General features: G+C 30.9%; 17 protein-coding genes, 1 pseudogene and 1 riboswitch. Of the genes and pseudogenes, 1 reads left to right on the plus strand and 17 read right to left on the minus strand.

Features of this window, described 5'->3' with window-relative positions:
• Nucleotides 1-2: 2 nt before the first annotated feature.
• The 9 genes and pseudogenes from QK892_RS06345 to QK892_RS06380 form a co-directional block, all read right to left on the minus strand.
• On the minus strand, nucleotides 3-818 hold the full coding sequence (locus tag QK892_RS06345) for a PTS system mannose/fructose/sorbose family transporter subunit IID (protein WP_317272696.1): 816 nt from the start codon (nucleotides 816-818) through the stop codon (nucleotides 3-5).
• Nucleotides 808-1617, minus strand: coding sequence for a PTS mannose/fructose/sorbose/N-acetylgalactosamine transporter subunit IIC (locus QK892_RS06350; RefSeq protein WP_317272697.1), 810 nt, complete (start codon nucleotides 1615-1617; stop codon nucleotides 808-810). The genes QK892_RS06345 and QK892_RS06350 overlap by 11 nt, the downstream gene beginning before the upstream one ends.
• A 16-nt stretch (nucleotides 1618-1633) precedes the next feature.
• Nucleotides 1634-2131: a PTS sugar transporter subunit IIB gene (locus QK892_RS06355; protein WP_317272698.1), complete on the minus strand. Its 498-nt coding sequence runs from the start codon at nucleotides 2129-2131 to the stop codon at nucleotides 1634-1636.
• Between the two features lie 44 nt (nucleotides 2132-2175).
• Nucleotides 2176-3363: a glycoside hydrolase family 88 protein gene (locus tag QK892_RS06360; RefSeq protein WP_317272699.1), complete on the minus strand. Its 1188-nt coding sequence runs from the start codon at nucleotides 3361-3363 to the stop codon at nucleotides 2176-2178.
• A gap of 32 nt (nucleotides 3364-3395) precedes the next feature.
• The gene (locus tag QK892_RS06365) at nucleotides 3396-4139 is read right to left on the minus strand and encodes a GntR family transcriptional regulator (RefSeq protein WP_317272700.1); all 744 of its coding nucleotides are present in this window, start codon (nucleotides 4137-4139) and stop codon (nucleotides 3396-3398) included.
• A gap of 639 nt (nucleotides 4140-4778) precedes the next feature.
• Nucleotides 4779-4922, minus strand: a pseudogene (locus tag QK892_RS18415) (hypothetical protein); the annotation flags it as partial.
• Between the two features lie 83 nt (nucleotides 4923-5005).
• Nucleotides 5006-6031: an ABC transporter ATP-binding protein gene (locus tag QK892_RS06370; RefSeq protein ID WP_317272701.1), complete on the minus strand. Its 1026-nt coding sequence runs from the start codon at nucleotides 6029-6031 to the stop codon at nucleotides 5006-5008.
• 193 nt (nucleotides 6032-6224) lie between these two features.
• Nucleotides 6225-6327, minus strand: a riboswitch (SAM riboswitch).
• A gap of 339 nt (nucleotides 6328-6666) precedes the next feature.
• On the minus strand, nucleotides 6667-7566 hold the full coding sequence (locus QK892_RS06375; protein ID WP_317272702.1) for a DUF7916 family protein: 900 nt from the start codon (nucleotides 7564-7566) through the stop codon (nucleotides 6667-6669).
• Nucleotides 7567-7601: 35 nt separating this feature from the next.
• A complete protein-coding gene (locus QK892_RS06380; RefSeq protein WP_317272703.1) occupies nucleotides 7602-8927 on the minus strand; it encodes a PTS sugar transporter subunit IIC in 1326 nt (441 codons plus the stop codon).
• Nucleotides 8928-9140: 213 nt separating this feature from the next.
• Here QK892_RS06380 and QK892_RS06385 point away from each other — a divergent pair, with 213 nt between their 5' ends.
• Nucleotides 9141-10340 carry an ROK family transcriptional regulator gene (locus QK892_RS06385; protein ID WP_317272704.1) on the plus strand — a complete coding sequence of 400 codons (1200 nt, stop codon included), beginning with the start codon at nucleotides 9141-9143 and terminating at the stop codon, nucleotides 10338-10340.
• A gap of 170 nt (nucleotides 10341-10510) precedes the next feature.
• On the opposite strand, the gene QK892_RS06390 is transcribed toward QK892_RS06385, so the two are convergent.
• From QK892_RS06390 to QK892_RS06425, 8 genes are all read right to left on the minus strand, one after another.
• Nucleotides 10511-11998: a UxaA family hydrolase gene (locus tag QK892_RS06390; RefSeq protein ID WP_317272705.1), complete on the minus strand. Its 1488-nt coding sequence runs from the start codon at nucleotides 11996-11998 to the stop codon at nucleotides 10511-10513.
• Nucleotides 11995-13446, minus strand: a complete 1452-nt coding sequence (locus tag QK892_RS06395; protein ID WP_317272706.1) for a tagaturonate reductase — start codon at nucleotides 13444-13446, stop codon at nucleotides 11995-11997. The genes QK892_RS06390 and QK892_RS06395 overlap by 4 nt, the downstream gene beginning before the upstream one ends.
• 31 nt (nucleotides 13447-13477) lie before the next feature.
• Nucleotides 13478-14206: an ABC transporter ATP-binding protein gene (locus QK892_RS06400; RefSeq protein ID WP_317272707.1), complete on the minus strand. Its 729-nt coding sequence runs from the start codon at nucleotides 14204-14206 to the stop codon at nucleotides 13478-13480.
• A gap of 18 nt (nucleotides 14207-14224) precedes the next feature.
• Nucleotides 14225-14989, minus strand: coding sequence for an ABC transporter ATP-binding protein (locus tag QK892_RS06405; RefSeq protein ID WP_317272708.1), 765 nt, complete (start codon nucleotides 14987-14989; stop codon nucleotides 14225-14227).
• Between the two features lies 1 nt (nucleotide 14990).
• Nucleotides 14991-16058, minus strand: a complete 1068-nt coding sequence (locus tag QK892_RS06410) for a branched-chain amino acid ABC transporter permease (RefSeq protein ID WP_317272709.1) — start codon at nucleotides 16056-16058, stop codon at nucleotides 14991-14993.
• A 12-nt stretch (nucleotides 16059-16070) separates the two neighbouring features.
• Entirely contained in the window at nucleotides 16071-16943 is an 873-nt protein-coding gene (locus QK892_RS06415; protein ID WP_317272710.1) for a branched-chain amino acid ABC transporter permease, read from the minus strand.
• A 69-nt stretch (nucleotides 16944-17012) separates the two neighbouring features.
• A complete protein-coding gene (locus tag QK892_RS06420; protein WP_317272711.1) occupies nucleotides 17013-18164 on the minus strand; it encodes an ABC transporter substrate-binding protein in 1152 nt (383 codons plus the stop codon).
• 93 nt (nucleotides 18165-18257) lie between these two features.
• Nucleotides 18258-19283, minus strand: a complete 1026-nt coding sequence (locus QK892_RS06425) for a zinc-binding alcohol dehydrogenase family protein (protein WP_394855007.1) — start codon at nucleotides 19281-19283, stop codon at nucleotides 18258-18260.
• Nucleotides 19284-19361: the final 78 nt, after the last annotated feature.

Genomic DNA, 19361 nt, shown 5'->3' on the forward strand with positions numbered 1-19361 from the left:
TCCTAAACTAGAATTCCAAAGTATGAAAGTACTATTCCTAATGCGAATAATAAAGCTAATAATTTATATGTTGACCAATTATATTTCTTTACTAATGTGAATACAACAATAGTAATAATTGCAGGTAACATATTTGGAAGTATTTTATCTAAAATCGTTTGAATAGAAACTATTTGCTCTTCTCCTGATGCAATAATAGTTGTATATTGAATACCTATTTTTGCTTTTACGAAAGTAACAGCTAATGCAGATATTACTGTAACACCAATTATATTGGCTGCATGAGAAATTTGACCAATCTTTTCACTTAAAGTATCAATTATGCTAGTTCCTAGCTTATATCCTAAATGACCCATTACTAATTTTATAGCTAGTAATGAAAGTATCATAGTTATCCAGAAACCAATTGGAGCAAAAGTTAATCCATCTAGTGCCAAGCCAGCAAAAATTGTTGAGAATAATGGAGCTAAACCAAATTGTGCAATTGAATCACCTATTCCAGCTAATGGTCCCATTAATGCCATTTTTATACTACGTGAATCTTCTATGCTTTCGCCATGATCGTACATTGCAACATGCATACTAGTTTCAAATGGTAGAACATGAGGATTTGTATTATAGAATTCAATGTTTTCCATTGCAACTTCTTTTAACTTTTCTGGCTCATTCTTATAAATCTTTTTTAAAGCTGGAAGGATTACATATAAATAACCTGTTCCTTGATAAGAATTATAATTAAATCCATTTTGTAAGAAATAACTTCTAAGAGTCGTCTTTAAATAATCATTTTGTTTTAATACTGGTTTTCTAGATTCCATTTGAAAAGTCCTCCTCATCTGAAACATTAACAGAGTTAACTGTCGCTACTGCATTTTGTGCCTTATTTGAATGTAAGTTGTACATAATTAAAGCAAATACTGCTCCAACTAAAGCTACAGCCATTGTTGGTAATGCTAAATATGCTACACATATATAACCTAATAAAACATATGGCATAAATTCCTTCTTAAGCATAACTGACATTATCATTGCAAATCCAATTGCAGGAATAAGTCCACCAGCTACTGAGAATCCTTTAATTAACCATGCTGGTAAAACATTTACAAAAGCTTGTAAAGCAGGTAAACTAACAGCTGATGCAATACCAATAATAAATCCAACTACTAAGAATGCTATGAAAGTACTGTTAGCAAGTAAATTAAATTTACTATACTTTCCTTCTTTTATTAACTTCTTAGCATTTTCTGTTGATCCTGAAAATGAAGTATAGATTGCTGTTGTAACTAATTGGAATAACACTGCAAATGGGAATGATAATGATAGAGCTGATTCAGGAGTAACACCTTGGCTCTTCATAGTAATAGCCATAATTGTTCCTACTATTCCAGGTCCTAATTGGTTTGGAGGAACTGTACCACCAGCACCAACACCAAATCCCATGAATGCTAATTCAGCTAAAGCTCCAAAAGCTAATGCTGTAGGAATATCTCCTAAGACAATTCCAACTAAGAATGACATAACTAATGAACGGTTTGTATAAATACCTAGTAATTGTCCTGCATAACAAAATGCAGTAATTAAGCCTATTAAAATAGCTTGAGTTATTGATATATCCATAATTCCTTCCCCCTAATTAAAGTACTTTATTTAAAGCCTCTATTGATTGAACCCCATCACTTGATACTGGTGATGTCTTAGTATTAAACTTTACTTTATATTTATCTCTTAATATACGTAATGCTTCTTTGTCTTCTTCTCCTAAATAAATAAATTGAGAAATTTTTTCTTTTCCTGCGCTAGCATGAATATTACCTATATTCAACTCTTCTATAGGAAAGCCACCTTCAGCTAATCTTAATGCATCCTGACAAGATTTAACTACAGTAAAAATAACTTGATGTGGAGCTGCCTTCCAAATAACCTCGTTAGTTTTATCAATTGACCAGAAACGCATTCCAACTTCTTTTGGAGCAATTGATTGCATTAAAGTTTGTTGAATTTTATCTGTTGACACTTTATCATTTGCAACGATTACTAAATTAGCCCCAAGGCTTTTGATCCATATTTGACCTTGTCCATGAATTAATCTTTCATCTACACGAACCATCTTTATATTCGGTTTATTTCCCATAATATTTCCTCCTCTATTAGCGTGAAACTAACATTTTAAATTTTTTACCAATACATTTTCCAATCTTTATAGAATCTAATTAAGGCTTCCATATAGAAATAGTCACCCCAAATATTTCCCTCATCTACACCCTTACCTGAATGCCATGAATAAACTCCGTGATTTATAAGCGCTGTTGCACCATCACTTAATTCATCAGTATAGTTTTTTATTAAACTACCTAATATAGAATGTTGTATATTTCTATATTCACTCTTCATATTATTTGTTTCTGGTAAAAATTTATCCATTAAATTAAAACCACAAACTGCTATTGCTGCTGAAGATGAGTCTCTTGATTGGTTAGAACCGTCATTGAAAATTAAATCCCAATAACAAACTAAATCTTCTGGTAATCTATTAATAAAATAATTTGATACTGCTTCAAATAATTCAATATTTTCTGAATTATTATTATAAGAATAATTTAGTGCTATTCCATATATTATCCAAGCTTGTCCTCTTGCCCAGCTTGAATCGTCAGAATATCCTTGTCTAGTCTTCCCTCCAATAGGTTCTCCGGTTTCTGGATCAAAGTAAAATGTATGAAATGCTGATGAATTATCTCTAATTGCATTGTTTATTGTTGTTTTAAAATGTTTCTTTGCAATATCTCGATACTTTTCATCACCAGTTACATCTGTTGCCCAGTATAATAATGGTATATTTAAAAGACAGTCCACTATTAATCTATAATTATCACGTGCACCTAGCTCCCCCCAGGCTTGTATAAATTCACCTACTGGTTGGTAACGTTTAATTAGCTTATCTGCAGCCATAATAGCCGCATCGTATGCAATTTTACTTCCTGTTAATTTGTAAGCACTAATACATGAAGGTATATAAAGAAAACCTAAATCATGATGATCAACTTCAATATTGTTTGCTATTCTATGATAAAATGATTCAACATGCTTTTCTGCTAAATCTCTATATTTTGGGTCATTTGAATATTCATATGCTAACCATAATATTCCTGTCCAAAATCCATTAGTCCATTCTGTGTTATCCATAGAATCATAACTATTATCTTTAGTTGCTGGACAAGGAAACTCTGCTCCGAATATTTCAATATTTTTATCGATTTTCTTTATACATGTATCTAATGCTTCTTTAACAGTTTCCTTTGATAAAAAACCATAATTCAAACGACTATCACTAGGAAGTAATGGTTCTTTTATAATGTTTCGCATATTTTAAAACTCCTTAATGTCTATTCTTTTTATTAGACATTATCCTCAGTTTGGATTTCTATAGAATAATATTTATAATGTACATAGCTTCTTGCGAATTCAAATGGTGTTTGAGCTGGATAATAAGATATTCTTTCAGCCTTATATACTGGAGTTTTTTCATCTATCTTTAGAGCTTCACATACATCCTTTTTTGAAATAGGAAATTCAATTTGAATTTTTTGTTTCATAGGTAAAGTCATTAAGTTTACACCTAAAGCTTTGTTTAGCTCATCAGATAATCTATCATTTTCTTTTAGATTATTATAATCAAAATTCTTTAAATACTTCTTAGGAATGTAACTGTTTTGAATTTGCCATGGAGTTTCATTAATATAACTAACTCTACAAAAGTGAACTAAAGTTTCATTTAACCTTATTTTCAATCTCTTAGCAATTTCTTCATCTTTTACTTCTTTAACAAATAGCATTTTTTTACTTTCAATTATTTTACTCTCAGAATATTTTCTTTTTATCTCTTCAATTAATGGACTTCCTTCATCAAAGAAAGCTCGTCTATGTTTGAAATTTTTCCTTACATATGTGCCTTCTCCTTGTTTTCTAATAAGGTACCCACTTAAAACTAAATCTTGAAGAGCCCTAACAACAGTTGTACTACTTACATCATAAAGTTTCTTCAATTCTCCCTCAGAATAAATTTTATCCCCTGGCTTAAACTTTTTTTCTTCAATCATCTGAATAATGTCTTGTTTTATAATCTCATATTTTGCAACCATAATTTCACCTCTTAATAATATAACATGTTAATATAATAAGTATTATAGGTTATATTATTCCCTGCTTCAAGTTTAACTAAGAATAATTGTATACTTTGGTTGCTATCCTATAGATGCACATATCTAAAATCACCATATAAGATATGTTAATTTAGAAAGCTATAAGCACCTCATGCTAAAAATACTTTTAATCTACTTAAGTAATACATATCTAGTATGCACATTTTCATGTGTTATGCTTCATCCACACATCATCTAAATAAAAATGTCATTATTTCTTCCTATTTTAATAGTATTGCGGGGCTTAGACATATAATAGACTTTTTATTTTAAGCTACAATGTGTTTAGATTATCTCATAGTAATTTTAACTCCTACCCTCCTCCTCCCTAGAACTTAATAACTTAACATGTTAACCTGTTAATATTATAATAGTACCTTTTGAAATCGTAGTCAATATATTTACTAAAAAAAATAGATATAAATTATTCTTTTTTTAAATCTCTTTATATTTTTTGTTATAATTTCTTTGTTTAGTTCTATTATTTAGAATCAATATATTATATATTTATCCGATTTCTATAGTAAAAAAATTGCCCTTAGTAGAACCAAAACTAATTCTACTAAGGGCTTTATAATACTAAACTAATTCTTTGCTGTAATGATATAATAGTTCAACACATTCAACTATATCATCTATAGGTGCTACTTCATAGCTATGAACATATCTTGTTGCATAGCATATTCCCCCTGAAGCAATTCCCCCTCTTTCTGGTTGAATTGTAGATGCATCTGTTTATCCTGCTGCATAAACTTCTAATTGATATTCTAAACCTGCATTTTTTGATGCTTTCTTTAATCCTTCTTCTATACTATTTGTATAATATGTCCTATCCCTTCAAAATGACAGGCACATAAATGATCATCTTCTACTATCTTTAATTCTGGCTCTTCTAAAAAACAAATTTCTTTTGCACTAGGACACCTTGTATTGAATCTACATCCTTTTGGTGGATTGGCTGGACTAGGTATATCTCCTTCTAAAAGCATAACCTTTTCATCATCTAAATCCTCTTCTGAAGCTCCATCAATCTTTGGAATTGCAGATAATAAAGCTTTTGTATAAGGATGCTTAGGATTTCTATACAGCTCTTTTTTACCAGATATCTCTACAATTTTACCAAGGTACATTACAGCCACCCTATCTGCAATATGCTCTACAACACTTAAGTTATTGGATATAAAAATATAAGCTACCCCCTTTTCTTTTTGAAGCTCTTTTAAAAGGTCAATGATTTTAGTTTGAACTGATACATCTAATGCAAATACAGTCTCATCACATATAACTAGCTTTGGATCTAAAATCATAGCTCTTGCAATCCTTATTCTCAGTCTTTGTCCACCTGAAAATTCATTAGCATACGCATTCATACACTCTTTATTTAATCCTACCCTCTTCATTACTTCTTCGATTTTTTTATCTCTCTCTTCACTAGTTTTATAAGTCTTTTGAATATCTATTCGCTCAGCAATAATATCCTTGACAGTAATCCTAGGATTTAGAGAATCATAAGGATCATAAAATATTAACTTCATCTTCTTCCTGGCAATTTTTAATTTCCTTTTATTAAGTTTTGTTATATCTTGTCCGTCGAAAATGACCCTTCCAGAAGTAGGCTCAATAGATCTTATTAATGTTTTTCCTAGTGTAGACTTTCCGCATCCAGACTCACCTACTATTCCAAGAGTTTCACCAGGTTTTATATTAAATGATACTCCATCAACTGCTTTTATATTTCCCGTTGCCCTCGAGAAAATACCTTTCTTAATGGGGTACCATTTTTTTAAATTCTGAACCTGAAGTATATATTCATTATTATTTTCTTCACTCAATTATCTTACCTCCTCTTTAGTCACTCTTCGTAATACTTCTAGCCTCTAAGCTTATGCCTTTTCTTAAACTTTATTAAATAAGACTTTGTATCTATAGATTTTGTTATTTTGAAAACAGCTTTTATTGTATAAAAAAGCTACTTTCAAAAAGAAAGTAGCTTACTTTAAACTAATGTAAAAATTGCGCACCACCTTATTATCTTTCAAAGCTACTGCTTTGTAGGAATTAACACCGTGTACTAAGTATCGGTTGTCGGGTATCATAGGGCCAGTCCCTCCGCCTCTCTTGATAAGAATTTACTTTCTATATTCACTTTTTATACTTTTCCAAAAATTAATTATTATTATAATAATCATTAAATGTATAATTGTCAATATTTTTTATTAAATAATAATTAATATTTTAAAATAATATATATATTTTTAATACTTTTGTAATTACTAAATGATTTTTGAAGATACTTGGATACACTTAGTTTAGAATTAATGATAAATAGTTATCGTTGCTCTACTAAAATAATAGTAAATAAATTATTACCCTTAGTAGAACTAATATCATTCTACTAAGGGCTTATATAAAGTAGAGGTAGGTCAAAATTTTAACCCACCTCTACTTTATCTCTTTTTATTAATAATTAACGATTAATTGATCTAGCAATCATTGATACTGTATGACGAACACCACGTATTGCCTTACTCATCGCAAAAATATTTTCAAAAGGAGCAACCCCACCATATCCTGCATCTCCAATATGTTGAATATCAGCTCCACAAATTTTATTGCGAATTGCAATTTGTTTAATAGTATCTTCATCTGAACTTTCTTGACTAGTGCCTATTGCAGTAAGTACAAGTGCTCCATTACTATGTGCAACTTTTACAACCTCTTTTAAATCTGCATCATCAAATCCAGGTACTGTTCCAACTGCTGGAACTAAAATAACATCTGCACCCGCCTCAATGAAACCTTTTATAGATTTTATATCTGCTACTGGTTCATCAACACCTGCAGCATGCATTTTACCAGCAATAATTAACCCTGAAAAATTATCTTTAGCTAATTTAATTGTTTTTTCTATTTCAGAATTGGTTACACCTGTACCAGGATTACCAGTAAAGCAAACAAAATCCAAACCTAGCTTCTCTATTTGTTGAATTGTTTCAAGATTGGCTTGTCTACCTTCGCTGATTGTTCTACGATTTTCTTGCATATCTGCATCTAAATCAACAGGCTCCAAGTTCACTCCTATTGGACGACCTACTAATCTGTGTAGCTCTTCAAGAAAAGATTCTTCTTTACCTTGTAATCCGAAAACGTTGGGATTCAAAACATCTACTCCATTAAGTAGTATTAAATCAGCTCCAAAAGCTCTAGCAATTTCAGAATTTGTAATATCTCCTATAAAAGATTCTCTTGGTGCTACATTCTCAGAAAGAATGGTTCTACCTTCACTTGCTTTAATACTTTGTTTTAATTCTGCTGCGGTCATTTGCAATATCTCCGAAGCATTTGCACTTATTAATCTTTTTCCCATAACTACTCCTCCAAAATATCTCTGACTTTTAATTTTTAGCTCATTAAGCTAGTATTTATCTCATCAGCTTCCATTTCTTCTGCTTCTAATACTAAGTTTTGCTTCTCAACTGTTTTATAGAAGAACCAATATATTATGACATCAACCAATATACATACTAATTGAAGAACTGCACCACTAATTTTACCTCCCGTTGTAAGGAATCCACTAATAATTGGTGGCATAGTCCATGAAACAGCAATACCTACTGTTTTAGCTACTAGTCCAGTTGCCATTGCTACATATGAAATTATTGCATTTGCCATTGGTGCTAAAATAAATGGAATTAAGAATGAAATATTCATAACAATTGGAATACCGAAAATTGCTGGTTCATTAATATTGAAAAGACCTGGTGTTAAAGTTAGTGGTGCCATAGCTTTACTAAGCTTACTAGATTTCTTACTTCTAGCGATAATAGTGATTACTATTACTAGACCAAGTGTTGCTCCCCCACCTCCCATATATACAAAGTTGTCCATAAACTCTTTAGTAATAATATTAGGTAGTTCTGCAAATTTATCAGCTTGGAATATTAAACGATTTGCATCTGAATTAATTAGCCACAATGGACTTATCATACTATTTACGACATTTCCTCCATGGATACCAACAAACCAGAATAAACTATTTAATAGAATTGATACAAGTATTCCGAAAATATTATTTGTTAATAATGATAGTGGCCCTCCTAAAATTTTTCCTAGTAGAGCATGAATATTAGTAACTCCAATCTTATCAAGAACTGCAAATAAAACTAACCATAAAGTTATAATAGCTGCACCTGGAATTAAAGCACTGAAGCTTCTTGAAACTGCAGGGGGTACAGCCTCTGGCAATTTAATTTGAATATTATGTTGTATAAACCACTTGAATATTAAAGCAGAAAAAATGGCGATAATCATAGCCATAAATAAGCCTTTACTACCCATATATGCAACTGGAATTCCTGCTCCTGCATCAGAAGTCAAAAAAGGTGTAACTACAACGAAAGATGATAAGGCTATAACACCTGCTGAAATACCATCAACTTTATGCTGACGTGCTAAACTATTAGCAATTCCAAAGCTAGCTATTAAACCCATTAATCCAAAGCTACTGTCTACTCCTTTAGATAAGTAAGCTTTAATTCCTACGTCAGTTAACCAAGTTTTCCAAGCATCGATAGGAAAACTTGATATTACAAGAAATAAAGAACCGATAATAATTAATGGCATACTTAATGTGACACCATCACGTATTGCCATTAATACCTTGTTTGACCCTAGCTTTGCAGCAATAGGTAGCATTTTTTCCTCGAGAATCTCATTTAGCTTTTTCATATAACCTCTCCTTAATAATTAATTATAAAAAATAATTTATTATACCCTAAGAAAACATTTACCATAGTTAATTGCTTATAAATTATTATTTATTAACTAAATAATATATTATAAATTATAACGTGTCAACGTTATTTTATTGATAATTCCGTATATTTGTTTATAAATTATAATTAATAATGTATAATGATATTGTTAAAAAGGAGTGAGATTATGAAGCTTACAAGAAAACAACAAGAATTAAGATTTAAAATCCTAGATAAGATATACTCGAAGGGCCCAATTTCTAGAATTGATATTTCAAGAGAAACTGGTATAACTCCTGCTACAGTTAGCGAAATTACTGGTATTATGATTAGTGAAAATCTTATTCATGAGATTGGAGAAGTACTTCCTGAAGAAATTAAATCTGGAAGAAAGAAAGTATTATTAGGTATATCCCCTAATCATAGCTTTTATATAGGTACTGAATTATCTACAAAATATTTATCCTTTTGTTTAACAGATAATGTAGGTAATATCTTTAAAGATAAAGTTATTGAGCTAAACTCTAATTATTTAGATGATACTTTGTCTGAAGAATATTATATCCACGAACTAAAAGAGTTTATAAAATCTTGCGCTAGCTATACTCCAAAAGGAATTGGAGTTGCACTTCCTGGGCATTTTGATTATAAAAATAAATCAATTATTAGTAATTATCCTTTTTGGATGAATTTCAATATTAAACTTTTATTAGATAATGTTGATTTACCAATTACCTTCGAAAATAATGTTAAATCAATGGCATTATCCGAAAGATTATTTTCATTTAGTAATGCAAACGATAATTTTATATTTCTTCATGTAAGTAGAGGAATGTTTTCTTCATATATGTATAACGGCGAGCTCTATTCCAATGATAATCCTGTTGTTGGTGAAATTGGGCATATAATTATTCATCCAGATGGAGAACTATGTCCATGTGGTTGTGGTAGGAGAGGTTGTCTTCAAACCTATGCAAGTGAGAAATGGATTATAAAAAAATGCGAAATACTTTTTGAGAGTTCAGAAATTACATATCTAAATCAGCTAGTTACAGAAAAGAATAAAATAACTATAGATACTATTTTAAAGGCTTACAGATTAGGAGATGAAGCAATAATAAATCTACTTCATTCTGCAATCAAATACCTTTCAATTACAATAAATAATTTGTCTGTTACAATTGATGCAAGTAAGATCATAATTCATGGGGAATTATTTACTGAACCCCTTTTAGTAGATTTATTAATGGAATCAATAAATCAAAATATTAGTTTTATATCAACAGGAAAAAAACAAGATATTATATTTAAGCCTTACAATAATATTAATGGAGCTATAGGTGGAGCTGCTCTTTGCATTTCAAAAATGTTAATTAATTCAAACTAATTTCAAACGAAATTTTCATATATAAATAAATCGCCCTTAGTAGAACTAATACTAATTCCGCTAAGGGCTCATATATTAAAAGGGAAATTGAGTTATGTCATTATCTAAAGGATACTATATAAATATTAGGAGTATTTGATATCTCCTACTAAAGGCTATAATTATATTCTCTATTCAGTAACCCCACTCTTAAAAATAGATATTTCATGAATCTTATTTTTTTCGTTATTAGTTTTCTCACCATTAGCTACATTAATAACATATTCAATAAATTCTTCAGCAACTTCATCTATAGATTTTTCTTCTAATATTTTTCCAGCATTAAAATCAATCCACTTAGCTTTTTTATTAAATATATTACTATTTGAGGCTACTTTTACAGTTGGGATGAAGCTTCCAAATGGAGTTCCTCTTCCTGTTGTAAATAATACTAATTGACATCCAGCTGCTCCTAGTGCTGTTGTCGAAATTAAATCATTTCCAGGACCTTGTAATAAATTAAGTCCATTTTTCTGAAGTCTATCTCCGTATTTTATTACTCCAGTTACTTTGCTACGTCCACCCTTTTGTGTACAACCTAATGATTTATCTTCTAAAGTTGTAATTCCTCCCTCTTTATTTCCAGGAGAAGGATTTTCATAAATTGGTTGATTATATTGCATAAAATAATCCTTGAAATTATTTATTAAATCTACTATATCTTCAAAGGTTTCTTTATTAACTGCTCTATTCATTAATATTGTTTCTGCTCCAAACATTTCTGGAACTTCTGTCAATACAGTTGTTCCCCCTTCTGATATGATATAGTCAGAAAGCTTTCCCAATAAAGGATTTGCTGTAATTCCAGAAAATCCGTCAGATCCTCCACATTTTAGTCCTATCTTCAATTCAGAAATTGATACTTCTTCTCTCTCATCATTTTTCATAGAATTATATATTTCATTTAACAAACTTACTCCCTGCTCAACTTCATCCTCAACATTTTGACAAATCAAGAATTTTACTCTATCTTCATCAACTTTTCCTACTGCTGATTTAAAAGAATTCATAGTGTTATTCTCACAACCTAATCCAAGTACAAGTACTCCTCCTGCATTAGGATGCTTTACTATATCAGCTAAAATCTTTCTAGTATTATCTAAATCATCACCTAACTGTGAACAACCATAGTTATGCTTAAAAACTTCAATTGCATCAACATTAACTACATCAACATTATCTTTAAACTCTCTAATAATAATATCAGCTATACCATTTACACATCCTACAGTTGGAACTATCCATAATTCATTACGAATACCGACTTCTCCATTTTTTCTTCTATATCCTCTAAAAGTTTTTGGGCCTTTTAAATGTGATATTTTTGTCTCTTTAGGTGTATAAGAATAATCTATTTTATCAGAAAGATTAGTCTTTACATTATGTGTATGAACCCAGCTTCCTCTAGGAATATTTTCAGTTGCATGCCCAATTGGAAAGCCATATTTTATTATATTTTCATCTTCTTTAATATCATATATAGAAATTTTATGACCAGCTGTGATATCTTCTGAAAGAATAATTTCACTTTCGTCTATAAGGATTTTTGTGCCAGACTTTAAGTTTCTTAATGCTACAACTACGTTGTCATTATCATTAATTCTTATGAAATCTTTCATTTATCCACCTCCTGAATTGCATTTTCAATTTCATTTCTAGAAATATTATTAAGATATTTACTCACTAAATTATTAAGTCCATCTATCTCATTTAAATTTTGCTTCCATATACTTTCCATAGATAGAACTTCTGTAACAATACTATTTAATCCGCTATCGCTACCATCCCATGCACTCCAAATTCTACTATAAGCTTCTAGAACACTCGGCTCTTCTTTAAGCTCAATTTTTCTCCCTTTAATTTCTCCTCTATATAAGTAAATCAAAGCAGCTAGTGAAAATACTAAATTCTTAGGTAATGTTCCAAATCTATTTTTATACTCCAAAATTGAAGGTAATACTCTAGTTTCAAATTTACTCATTGAATTTAATGAAATTGACATTAAATAATGTTTAATAAATGGATTTTTAAATCTCTCCATTACATCATTAGCAAAATCTATTAATTCTTTTTCTGGTAAATCAAGAGTTGGTACAATCTCATCAAATACACATCTATTTATAAAAGAACCAACTATATCATGATCTACCGCTTCTTTTACTGTTCCTATTCCATAAAGTAAGGCTGGAGCTACCATTGAAGTATGTGCCCCATTTAATATTCGTACTTTCCTACTTCTATAAGGTTTTAAATCATCTACAAAGAGTACATTTAATCCTAAATTGTCAGCAGGGAATTCTTCTCTAATTGACTTAGGACCTTCAATTACCCATAGATGAAAAATTTCTCCTTCATCAACTAACTTATCTGTATAGCCTAATTCTTTTGTAATTTCCTCTATTTTATCTTTAGGATATCCAGGAACTATTCTATCAACTAACGTATTACAGAAAATATTAGCTTCATCTATCCACTTTACAAAATCATGACCAAGATTCCATTCTTCTGCATAAGTTATTACAACTTCTTTTAACTTTTCTCCATTAGCTTCAATAAGTTCACAAGGTAAAAATATAAATCCTTTTTCTATATCACCATTAAATTCTTTATATCTTTCGTATAAAAGCACAGCTACCTTTGCCGGAAAACTAGTAGGGCAATCATCTGCATATTTATCATCTTTGTTGTATGAGATACCTGCTTCTGTTGTATTAGAAACTATAAACCTCATATAAGGATTCTTAGCTAACTTTAAGTATTCTTCATATTCAATATAAGGATTAATTCCTCTTGTAATAGAGTTTATTATTTTTACTTCCCTTTTTTCTTCTCCATTTTCTATTCCTTGTATATATAATGAATATAAGCCATCTTGTTCATTTAACTCTTTTACCATTCCTTCTTTTAAAGGTTGGACTACTACAACTCCAGTATTAAAGTCTATTTCATCATTCATTTTATCTACTATCCAATCTACAAAGGCTCTTAAAAAATTACCTTCGCCAAATTGAATAATTCTTTCTTTATATTGTTTATAATCCTTATATGATTCACTACTCAATCTCATTTAAATCTCTCACCCCTCTGAACTTTATTTATTACTTAGTTGATTTTGCAAACTTCCCTAAATAAGCTTCTTGAACACGTGGATCATTTCTCATCTCCTTAGCAGGACCATGGAAACTGATTTTTCCCTGATCAATAATGTACGCTTCATCAGATATATCCATAGCTAGCTTTGCATTTTGTTCAATTAAAAGTATTGGTAATCCATTTTTATTAATTTCTACTATCTTTTCAAAAAGTTCAGCAACAATTACAGGGGCAAGTCCCATAGATGGTTCATCTAATAAAAGTATCTTAGGTCTTCCCATCATTGCACGTCCAATCGCTAACATCTGTTGTTCACCACCTGATAAACTCCATGCCATTTGTTTTCTTCTCTCTTTTAGTCTTGGAAAGATTTCATAGACTTCATTAAGGTCTTCACTATAATCCTTTCCACCTCTAAACCCTACCCAATTTGCACTTCCAGTTTCCAGATTTTCTTCCACTGTTAGTCCAGTAAAAACATGTCTTCCTTCAGGAACATGCATAATTCCAGACTTTGCAATATATATTGGACTCTTATTAATTAACTCTTCACCGTTCCAGAGAATACTTCCTTTTCTTGAAATCATACCTGAAATTGATTTTAATGTGCTGGTTTTCCCAGCTCCATTACTACCAATCAAGCAGCTTATTCCTCTATCTTTTACTTCTATATCAATTCCCTTTAAAGCCTCAATTTGACCATAGTATGCATGCAAATCTTTTATTTGAAGCATAGCTACACCTCCCCTTTATTAGTTACTTAAATTTAATTCCTTTCCAAGATAAGCCTCTACAACTTTAGGATTACTTAATGCTTCTTCCGGATTTCCTCTAGCAATAATTTCTCCAAAATTTAATACAACAATATTGTGACAAATATTAATTACCATATCCATTTGGTGTTCAATAAGAACAACACCTATTCCTTTTTCCTTTGCTGCTAAATTAAGAAGAGCATTTGCATATTCTATTTCCTTATTATTTAATCCTGCTGCTGGCTCATCTACTAACATAACCTTAGGATTTGCAAGCATAGAACGAACTATCTCTAATATTTTCATCTGTCCATAAGAAAGTGATGAAATATCATCATCTAAGTTTATTTTAAGGCCTGCAATTTTTAGTAATTCATCTAATTCATCATTTAGACTTTTTTCTTTTGCATGGAAGTAAGATTTTAAATATCCTGTTTGATACCTTAAATCTTGACCTAACATCAGATTTTCTCTAATATTTGATCTTTCTAAAAAACGAGGAGTTTGGAATGTCCTTCCAAGCCCTATTCTTGCTATATTATGTGCCTTTTCTTTTGTTATATCTTTTCCATCAAATATTATTTGTCCATCATCAACATCATAAATACCACTAATTAAATTTAAAATAGTACTTTTTCCAGCACCATTTGGACCAATAAGTCCTAAAATCTCTCCTTCATTAACTTTGAAGGAAACATTATTTGCGGCTACAACACCACCAAATCTTTTACATACTGATTTTAATTCAAGTTTTGTTGCCAAATTAATCAGCCTCCTTCTGCAATGTTGATATTTCATTTTCTAATTTTATTATTTCAGGCTCTGATTTTGCTATTTCAGGCTCTAATTTTACTATTTCTGGTTCTAATGTTTTTTTAATTTGCCTCTTACTTAGCATAATTTTTAATGACTTTAAACCTCCAGCTAATCCCATAGGCATAAATATCATTAATAAAATAATAGTAACTCCATATATTAATCTCATGTATTCGTTTAACACTCTAAGTGTTTCTGGCAACATTGTAACTAAGAAAGATCCTACAAAAGTTCCTACTGTACTATTTACTCCTCCCAGCATTACCATAATTATATAGTTAATAGTTAAATCATAAGTATATAGATAAGCACTTATAGCCTTATTATGTGGTGCTAGAAGTGCTCCAGCTAGTCCAGCAAGAGCTGCTGCAATTGCGAAAGCTATAACTTTAGTTTTAAACACATCTACACCTAAAGACTTAGCTGCAATTTCATTATCTCTTACAGCTGCCAAAGCTCTACCTAGTGATGTTTTTCTTATATTTTCAACTAAGAATAAGACAATAACTCCAATTACCATTAATAAGTAAAACCATTGAATAGGAGTTTTAGGTCCAATTCCTGCTATAGTTAAATTTGGTATCCCTGTTATTCCATTTGGTCCACCAGTAACAGGTTCCCAATTCAAGTAAATATTAGCCATTATCTGTACAAAACCTATAGTTGCAAAGGTAAAATAAGTTCCTTTTAATCTAAAGAGTATCATACCTAAAATATATCCAAATATACTTGTTAAGGCAGTTGCTAAAACAATTGCTAGAACTGGAGGTAGAGAAAAGTTTATAGTAAGTATAGCGTAGCTGTATGAACCAAAACCTAGAAAAGCTACTACTGCAAAGGAAACTTGTCCTGCCATTCCAATTAATATAGTTAATCCTAAAGCTGCTATAAAATAAATAATAACTAAGTTCATTACACCCATACTATAATTATTAGTTATCAACGGAGTAATAATAGCAAAGATTAATGCTCCTAATATTATTAATAAATTCTTTGATTTTAATAAATTTTTCACCCTATTCACCTCCTAAGCCTTGTCTGCTACTTTTTCACCAAATATTCCTTGAGGTCTTACCACTAAGAAAATTAACATTATCAAGAAAACTATCGCATCTTTATAAGTTGAAGTAATAACTATACTAAACGCTTCTATAATTCCAATAAATAAACTTCCTAAAATAGCCCCTTTTAAATTTCCGAATCCACCAATAATAGCACCTGCGAAAGCTCTTAGCTGTAATGATGCTAGATTTACAGAGGCTAAGAATATTGGCGCTACTAATGCACCACCGAAACCTACTATTACCATAACTATCATATATGTAACCATAGTTGTGATAACTGGAGGAATACCTAATAATTGTGCAGCATAAGGGTCTTGAGCTGCTGCTTGTAATAGCTTTCCTGAATAGAGTTTCTCAAATATAGTAAATACTAAAGCAATCATAAAGGCTGCTACTAAAATTATGATAAGATATTGCTTTTCAATTGATATAGGACCTATTTCAAATACTCCTATGGCAAGGGGATCTACTGGTAATGGAGAACCTCCCCATATTAATTTAGCTGCTTCTTTAATAACCATAGATGCTCCTATAGTACATACCGTAACTGCTACTGTCCATTTTGAACTTCTCACCGGCCAATAACAAGTAAACATAAATACTGCTCCAGCAATTAAGAAAAATATTAGTGCTATAATAAATGCAGCCCATAATGGTACTTCCATTTGCATAGTAAGTTGAAATATAGCAAAAGCTCCTAGCATAAGCAAATCACCTTGAGCAAAATTTAAAACACCTACAGCTCTTACTAATAATATTAATCCCATAGACATAAGTGCATAAATCATACCCATAGCTATTCCATTAACTAGTAATTGAACAACTGTATTTAACATAACTTCTCATCTCCCTCTATTTTATTAATGGAGCTGCCTAGGCAGCTCCTATCTAAATCTCAATTTCTATTAACGATATACTTGCTCAACTACTTGTGCTTCTCCAGCTTCCATTATTACTAGAGGTTGTGAGTTTATTAAACTTTGGTCATCATGCCAAGAATAAGTTCCCATTACACCTTCAAAATCTTTAACTTGTTTTAATCCTTCTAAAACTGAAGCTTTATCAGATGCTCCTGCAATCTTTATAGCTTCCACCATTAAGCTATATGCATCATAAGTAATAACAGCAGCTTTATCTGGTTTTGTACCATATTTTTCTACAAATCTTTCAACAAACTCTTTACCTTTTTCATTAGTTGGATTTGGAGACCAGTCTCCTATTGAATACCATCCATTAATAGCATCTCCAGCAGCTTCAGCTGTAATAACTGAGCAATAAGATGCAGATCCTAATTTAGGAATTGATAATCCCATTGATTGAGCTGCTTTTGCAACAAGAGCAGCATCAAAGTTTTGACCTATAGCAATTAAACCATCAGCTCCACTATCTTTTATTTGTGTTAATAGAGGCACATAATTCTTTTCATCTACGTTATAAGATGCTACTAAAACTGGTTCTATCCCATAAGTTTCTTTAAGATTTTTCATAACTTCATCCCTAAGACTTGTACCAAATGCATCAGATACATTAAGAATAGCTGGTTTCTTCATTTCTAAAGTTTCAACAGCAGCATAAGCAAACAATTTTCCTGAATGGTCATCACTCATTCTACCAAGTAACATATAGGGGTTATCCACATGCAATTTTGCACTACTACCAAATACAAAATGAGGAATTTCAGATTCTTTAATAACATCTGAAACAGCTAATGCATCAGCACTTGTATTTCCAACTCCAAATACTGCAGATATATCTTCTCTCGCAATCATCTTATTAGTGGCATTAATAACAGTTTGTTGATCAGAACCAGCATCTTCAACTATTATTTCTACTTTTTTACCAAGTACCTCGACACCTTCCATGTCCTCTAAAAATAATTCCAACCCTTGATTACAAAACTCACCACTTGCACTTAAGTTACCTGTTAATGTAAATGTTCCACCTAATTTAATTACCTCATCAGAAGAACCTGACCCACATCCAGTTAACACAGCAGAAACACCCAAAACACCTGCAAGCAATAAACTTGCCTTCTTCTTTAATTTACTTTTCATCATTGAACCCCCTATATTTATTTTTATATTATTTATATTAATTAAATAATATCCTTTTATTTGAATAGCTTAATATAACGATTATCAAACTATGCTTTAGTTTAGTTTTATCAAGGATTTTATCATTTTATCTTGATTGTTCACTAAATCTTCGAAGGCTGATTCAGCATTCTCTAAATCATATACACCTGTTAAAAGTAATTTCAAATCAAACTCTTTATTAGAGACTCTGTCTATTAATTCTATAAAATCTTCTTTTAAAGCATTTCTTGACCCATATATATCAAGCTCCTTGGTCTGAATTCTTGTATAAGCAAAATCATGGTTACGTTTACCTACACCTACAACAACAACTCTTCCTCTAAATGCAGCGGCATCTATACAATTTTGAAATGTTTCAGGAAGCCCTACACATTCTATACAAACATCAAAACCTTTACATTTTGTAATTTTAGTAACTCTTTCATTAAAATTTTCTTCACCGGTTACTATTATTCCAGCAGCCCCAATTTCTAATGCCTTTTGAAGCCTATTTCTTTGTATATCACTTACATAAACTTCAGCACCTTGTCCAATTGCAGCCATTGCAGCAAGTAATCCTATAGTTCCTGCTCCAACTATCAAAACCTTGTCACCTTTTTTTACTCTTCCTCGTTTTACTGAGTGATATCCAATACAAAAAGGCTCTATCATCGCTAACTCTTTTGCGTCTAGGCCTTTTCCATAATATAAACGCTCAACTGGTATAGAGAAATATTGCCTAAATATTCCATCTCTTTGAGCTCCCAATGTTTGATTATTTTCACAGCAGTTGAGAAATCCTCTTTCACAAGAATAACATTCACCGCAATTGTAATATGGGTTTCCAGTAACAATCATTCCTGGTTTTATTCCATACTCATTTTCATCAACTTCTACTACCTCTGCTGAAAATTCATGTCCAGGAATTCTTGGATAACCTGCATATAGGAATGTCCCCTTATATGTTCCCAAATCTGATCCACAAATTCCTCCGTATAAAACTTTTATTAAAGCTTCACCATCTTTTTTCTTCGGTATTTCTACTTCTTCTACAGTTACTTTTTTAGGTTCCTTAATTACAATTTGTTTCATTTTATCCATGTTTCCCTCCTAAGAATATATTAGATAGGATTTATTAAGCTATATTTCATATTTGCTTAACAGATTGATTCTATAAAA

This window comes from Clostridium lamae, assembly GCF_033043255.1.
GTDB lineage: Bacteria > Bacillota > Clostridia > Clostridiales > Clostridiaceae > Clostridium > Clostridium lamae.

Excerpts from the sequence above, each read along its gene's own strand:
- QK892_RS06345 (WP_317272696.1), bottom strand. The coding sequence starts at position 818 with ATGGAATCTAGAAAACCAGTATTAAAACAAAATGATTATTTAAAGACG.
- QK892_RS06350 (WP_317272697.1), bottom strand. The coding sequence starts at position 1,617 with ATGGATATATCAATAACTCAAGCTATTTTAATAGGCTTAATTACTGCA.
- QK892_RS06355 (WP_317272698.1), bottom strand. The coding sequence starts at position 2,131 with ATGGGAAATAAACCGAATATAAAGATGGTTCGTGTAGATGAAAGATTA.
- QK892_RS06360 (WP_317272699.1), bottom strand. The coding sequence starts at position 3,363 with ATGCGAAACATTATAAAAGAACCATTACTTCCTAGTGATAGTCGTTTG.
- QK892_RS06365 (WP_317272700.1), bottom strand. The coding sequence starts at position 4,139 with ATGGTTGCAAAATATGAGATTATAAAACAAGACATTATTCAGATGATT.
- QK892_RS06375 (WP_317272702.1), bottom strand. The coding sequence starts at position 7,566 with ATGGGAAAAAGATTAATAAGTGCAAATGCTTCGGAGATATTGCAAATG.
- QK892_RS06380 (WP_317272703.1), bottom strand. The coding sequence starts at position 8,927 with ATGAAAAAGCTAAATGAGATTCTCGAGGAAAAAATGCTACCTATTGCT.
- QK892_RS06385 (WP_317272704.1), top strand. The coding sequence starts at position 9,141 with ATGAAGCTTACAAGAAAACAACAAGAATTAAGATTTAAAATCCTAGAT.
- QK892_RS06390 (WP_317272705.1), bottom strand. The coding sequence starts at position 11,998 with ATGAAAGATTTCATAAGAATTAATGATAATGACAACGTAGTTGTAGCA.
- QK892_RS06395 (WP_317272706.1), bottom strand. The coding sequence starts at position 13,446 with ATGAGATTGAGTAGTGAATCATATAAGGATTATAAACAATATAAAGAA.
- QK892_RS06400 (WP_317272707.1), bottom strand. The coding sequence starts at position 14,206 with ATGCTTCAAATAAAAGATTTGCATGCATACTATGGTCAAATTGAGGCT.
- QK892_RS06415 (WP_317272710.1), bottom strand. The coding sequence starts at position 16,943 with ATGTTAAATACAGTTGTTCAATTACTAGTTAATGGAATAGCTATGGGT.
- QK892_RS06420 (WP_317272711.1), bottom strand. The coding sequence starts at position 18,164 with ATGATGAAAAGTAAATTAAAGAAGAAGGCAAGTTTATTGCTTGCAGGT.
- QK892_RS06425 (WP_394855007.1), bottom strand. The coding sequence starts at position 19,283 with ATGGATAAAATGAAACAAATTGTAATTAAGGAACCTAAAAAAGTAACT.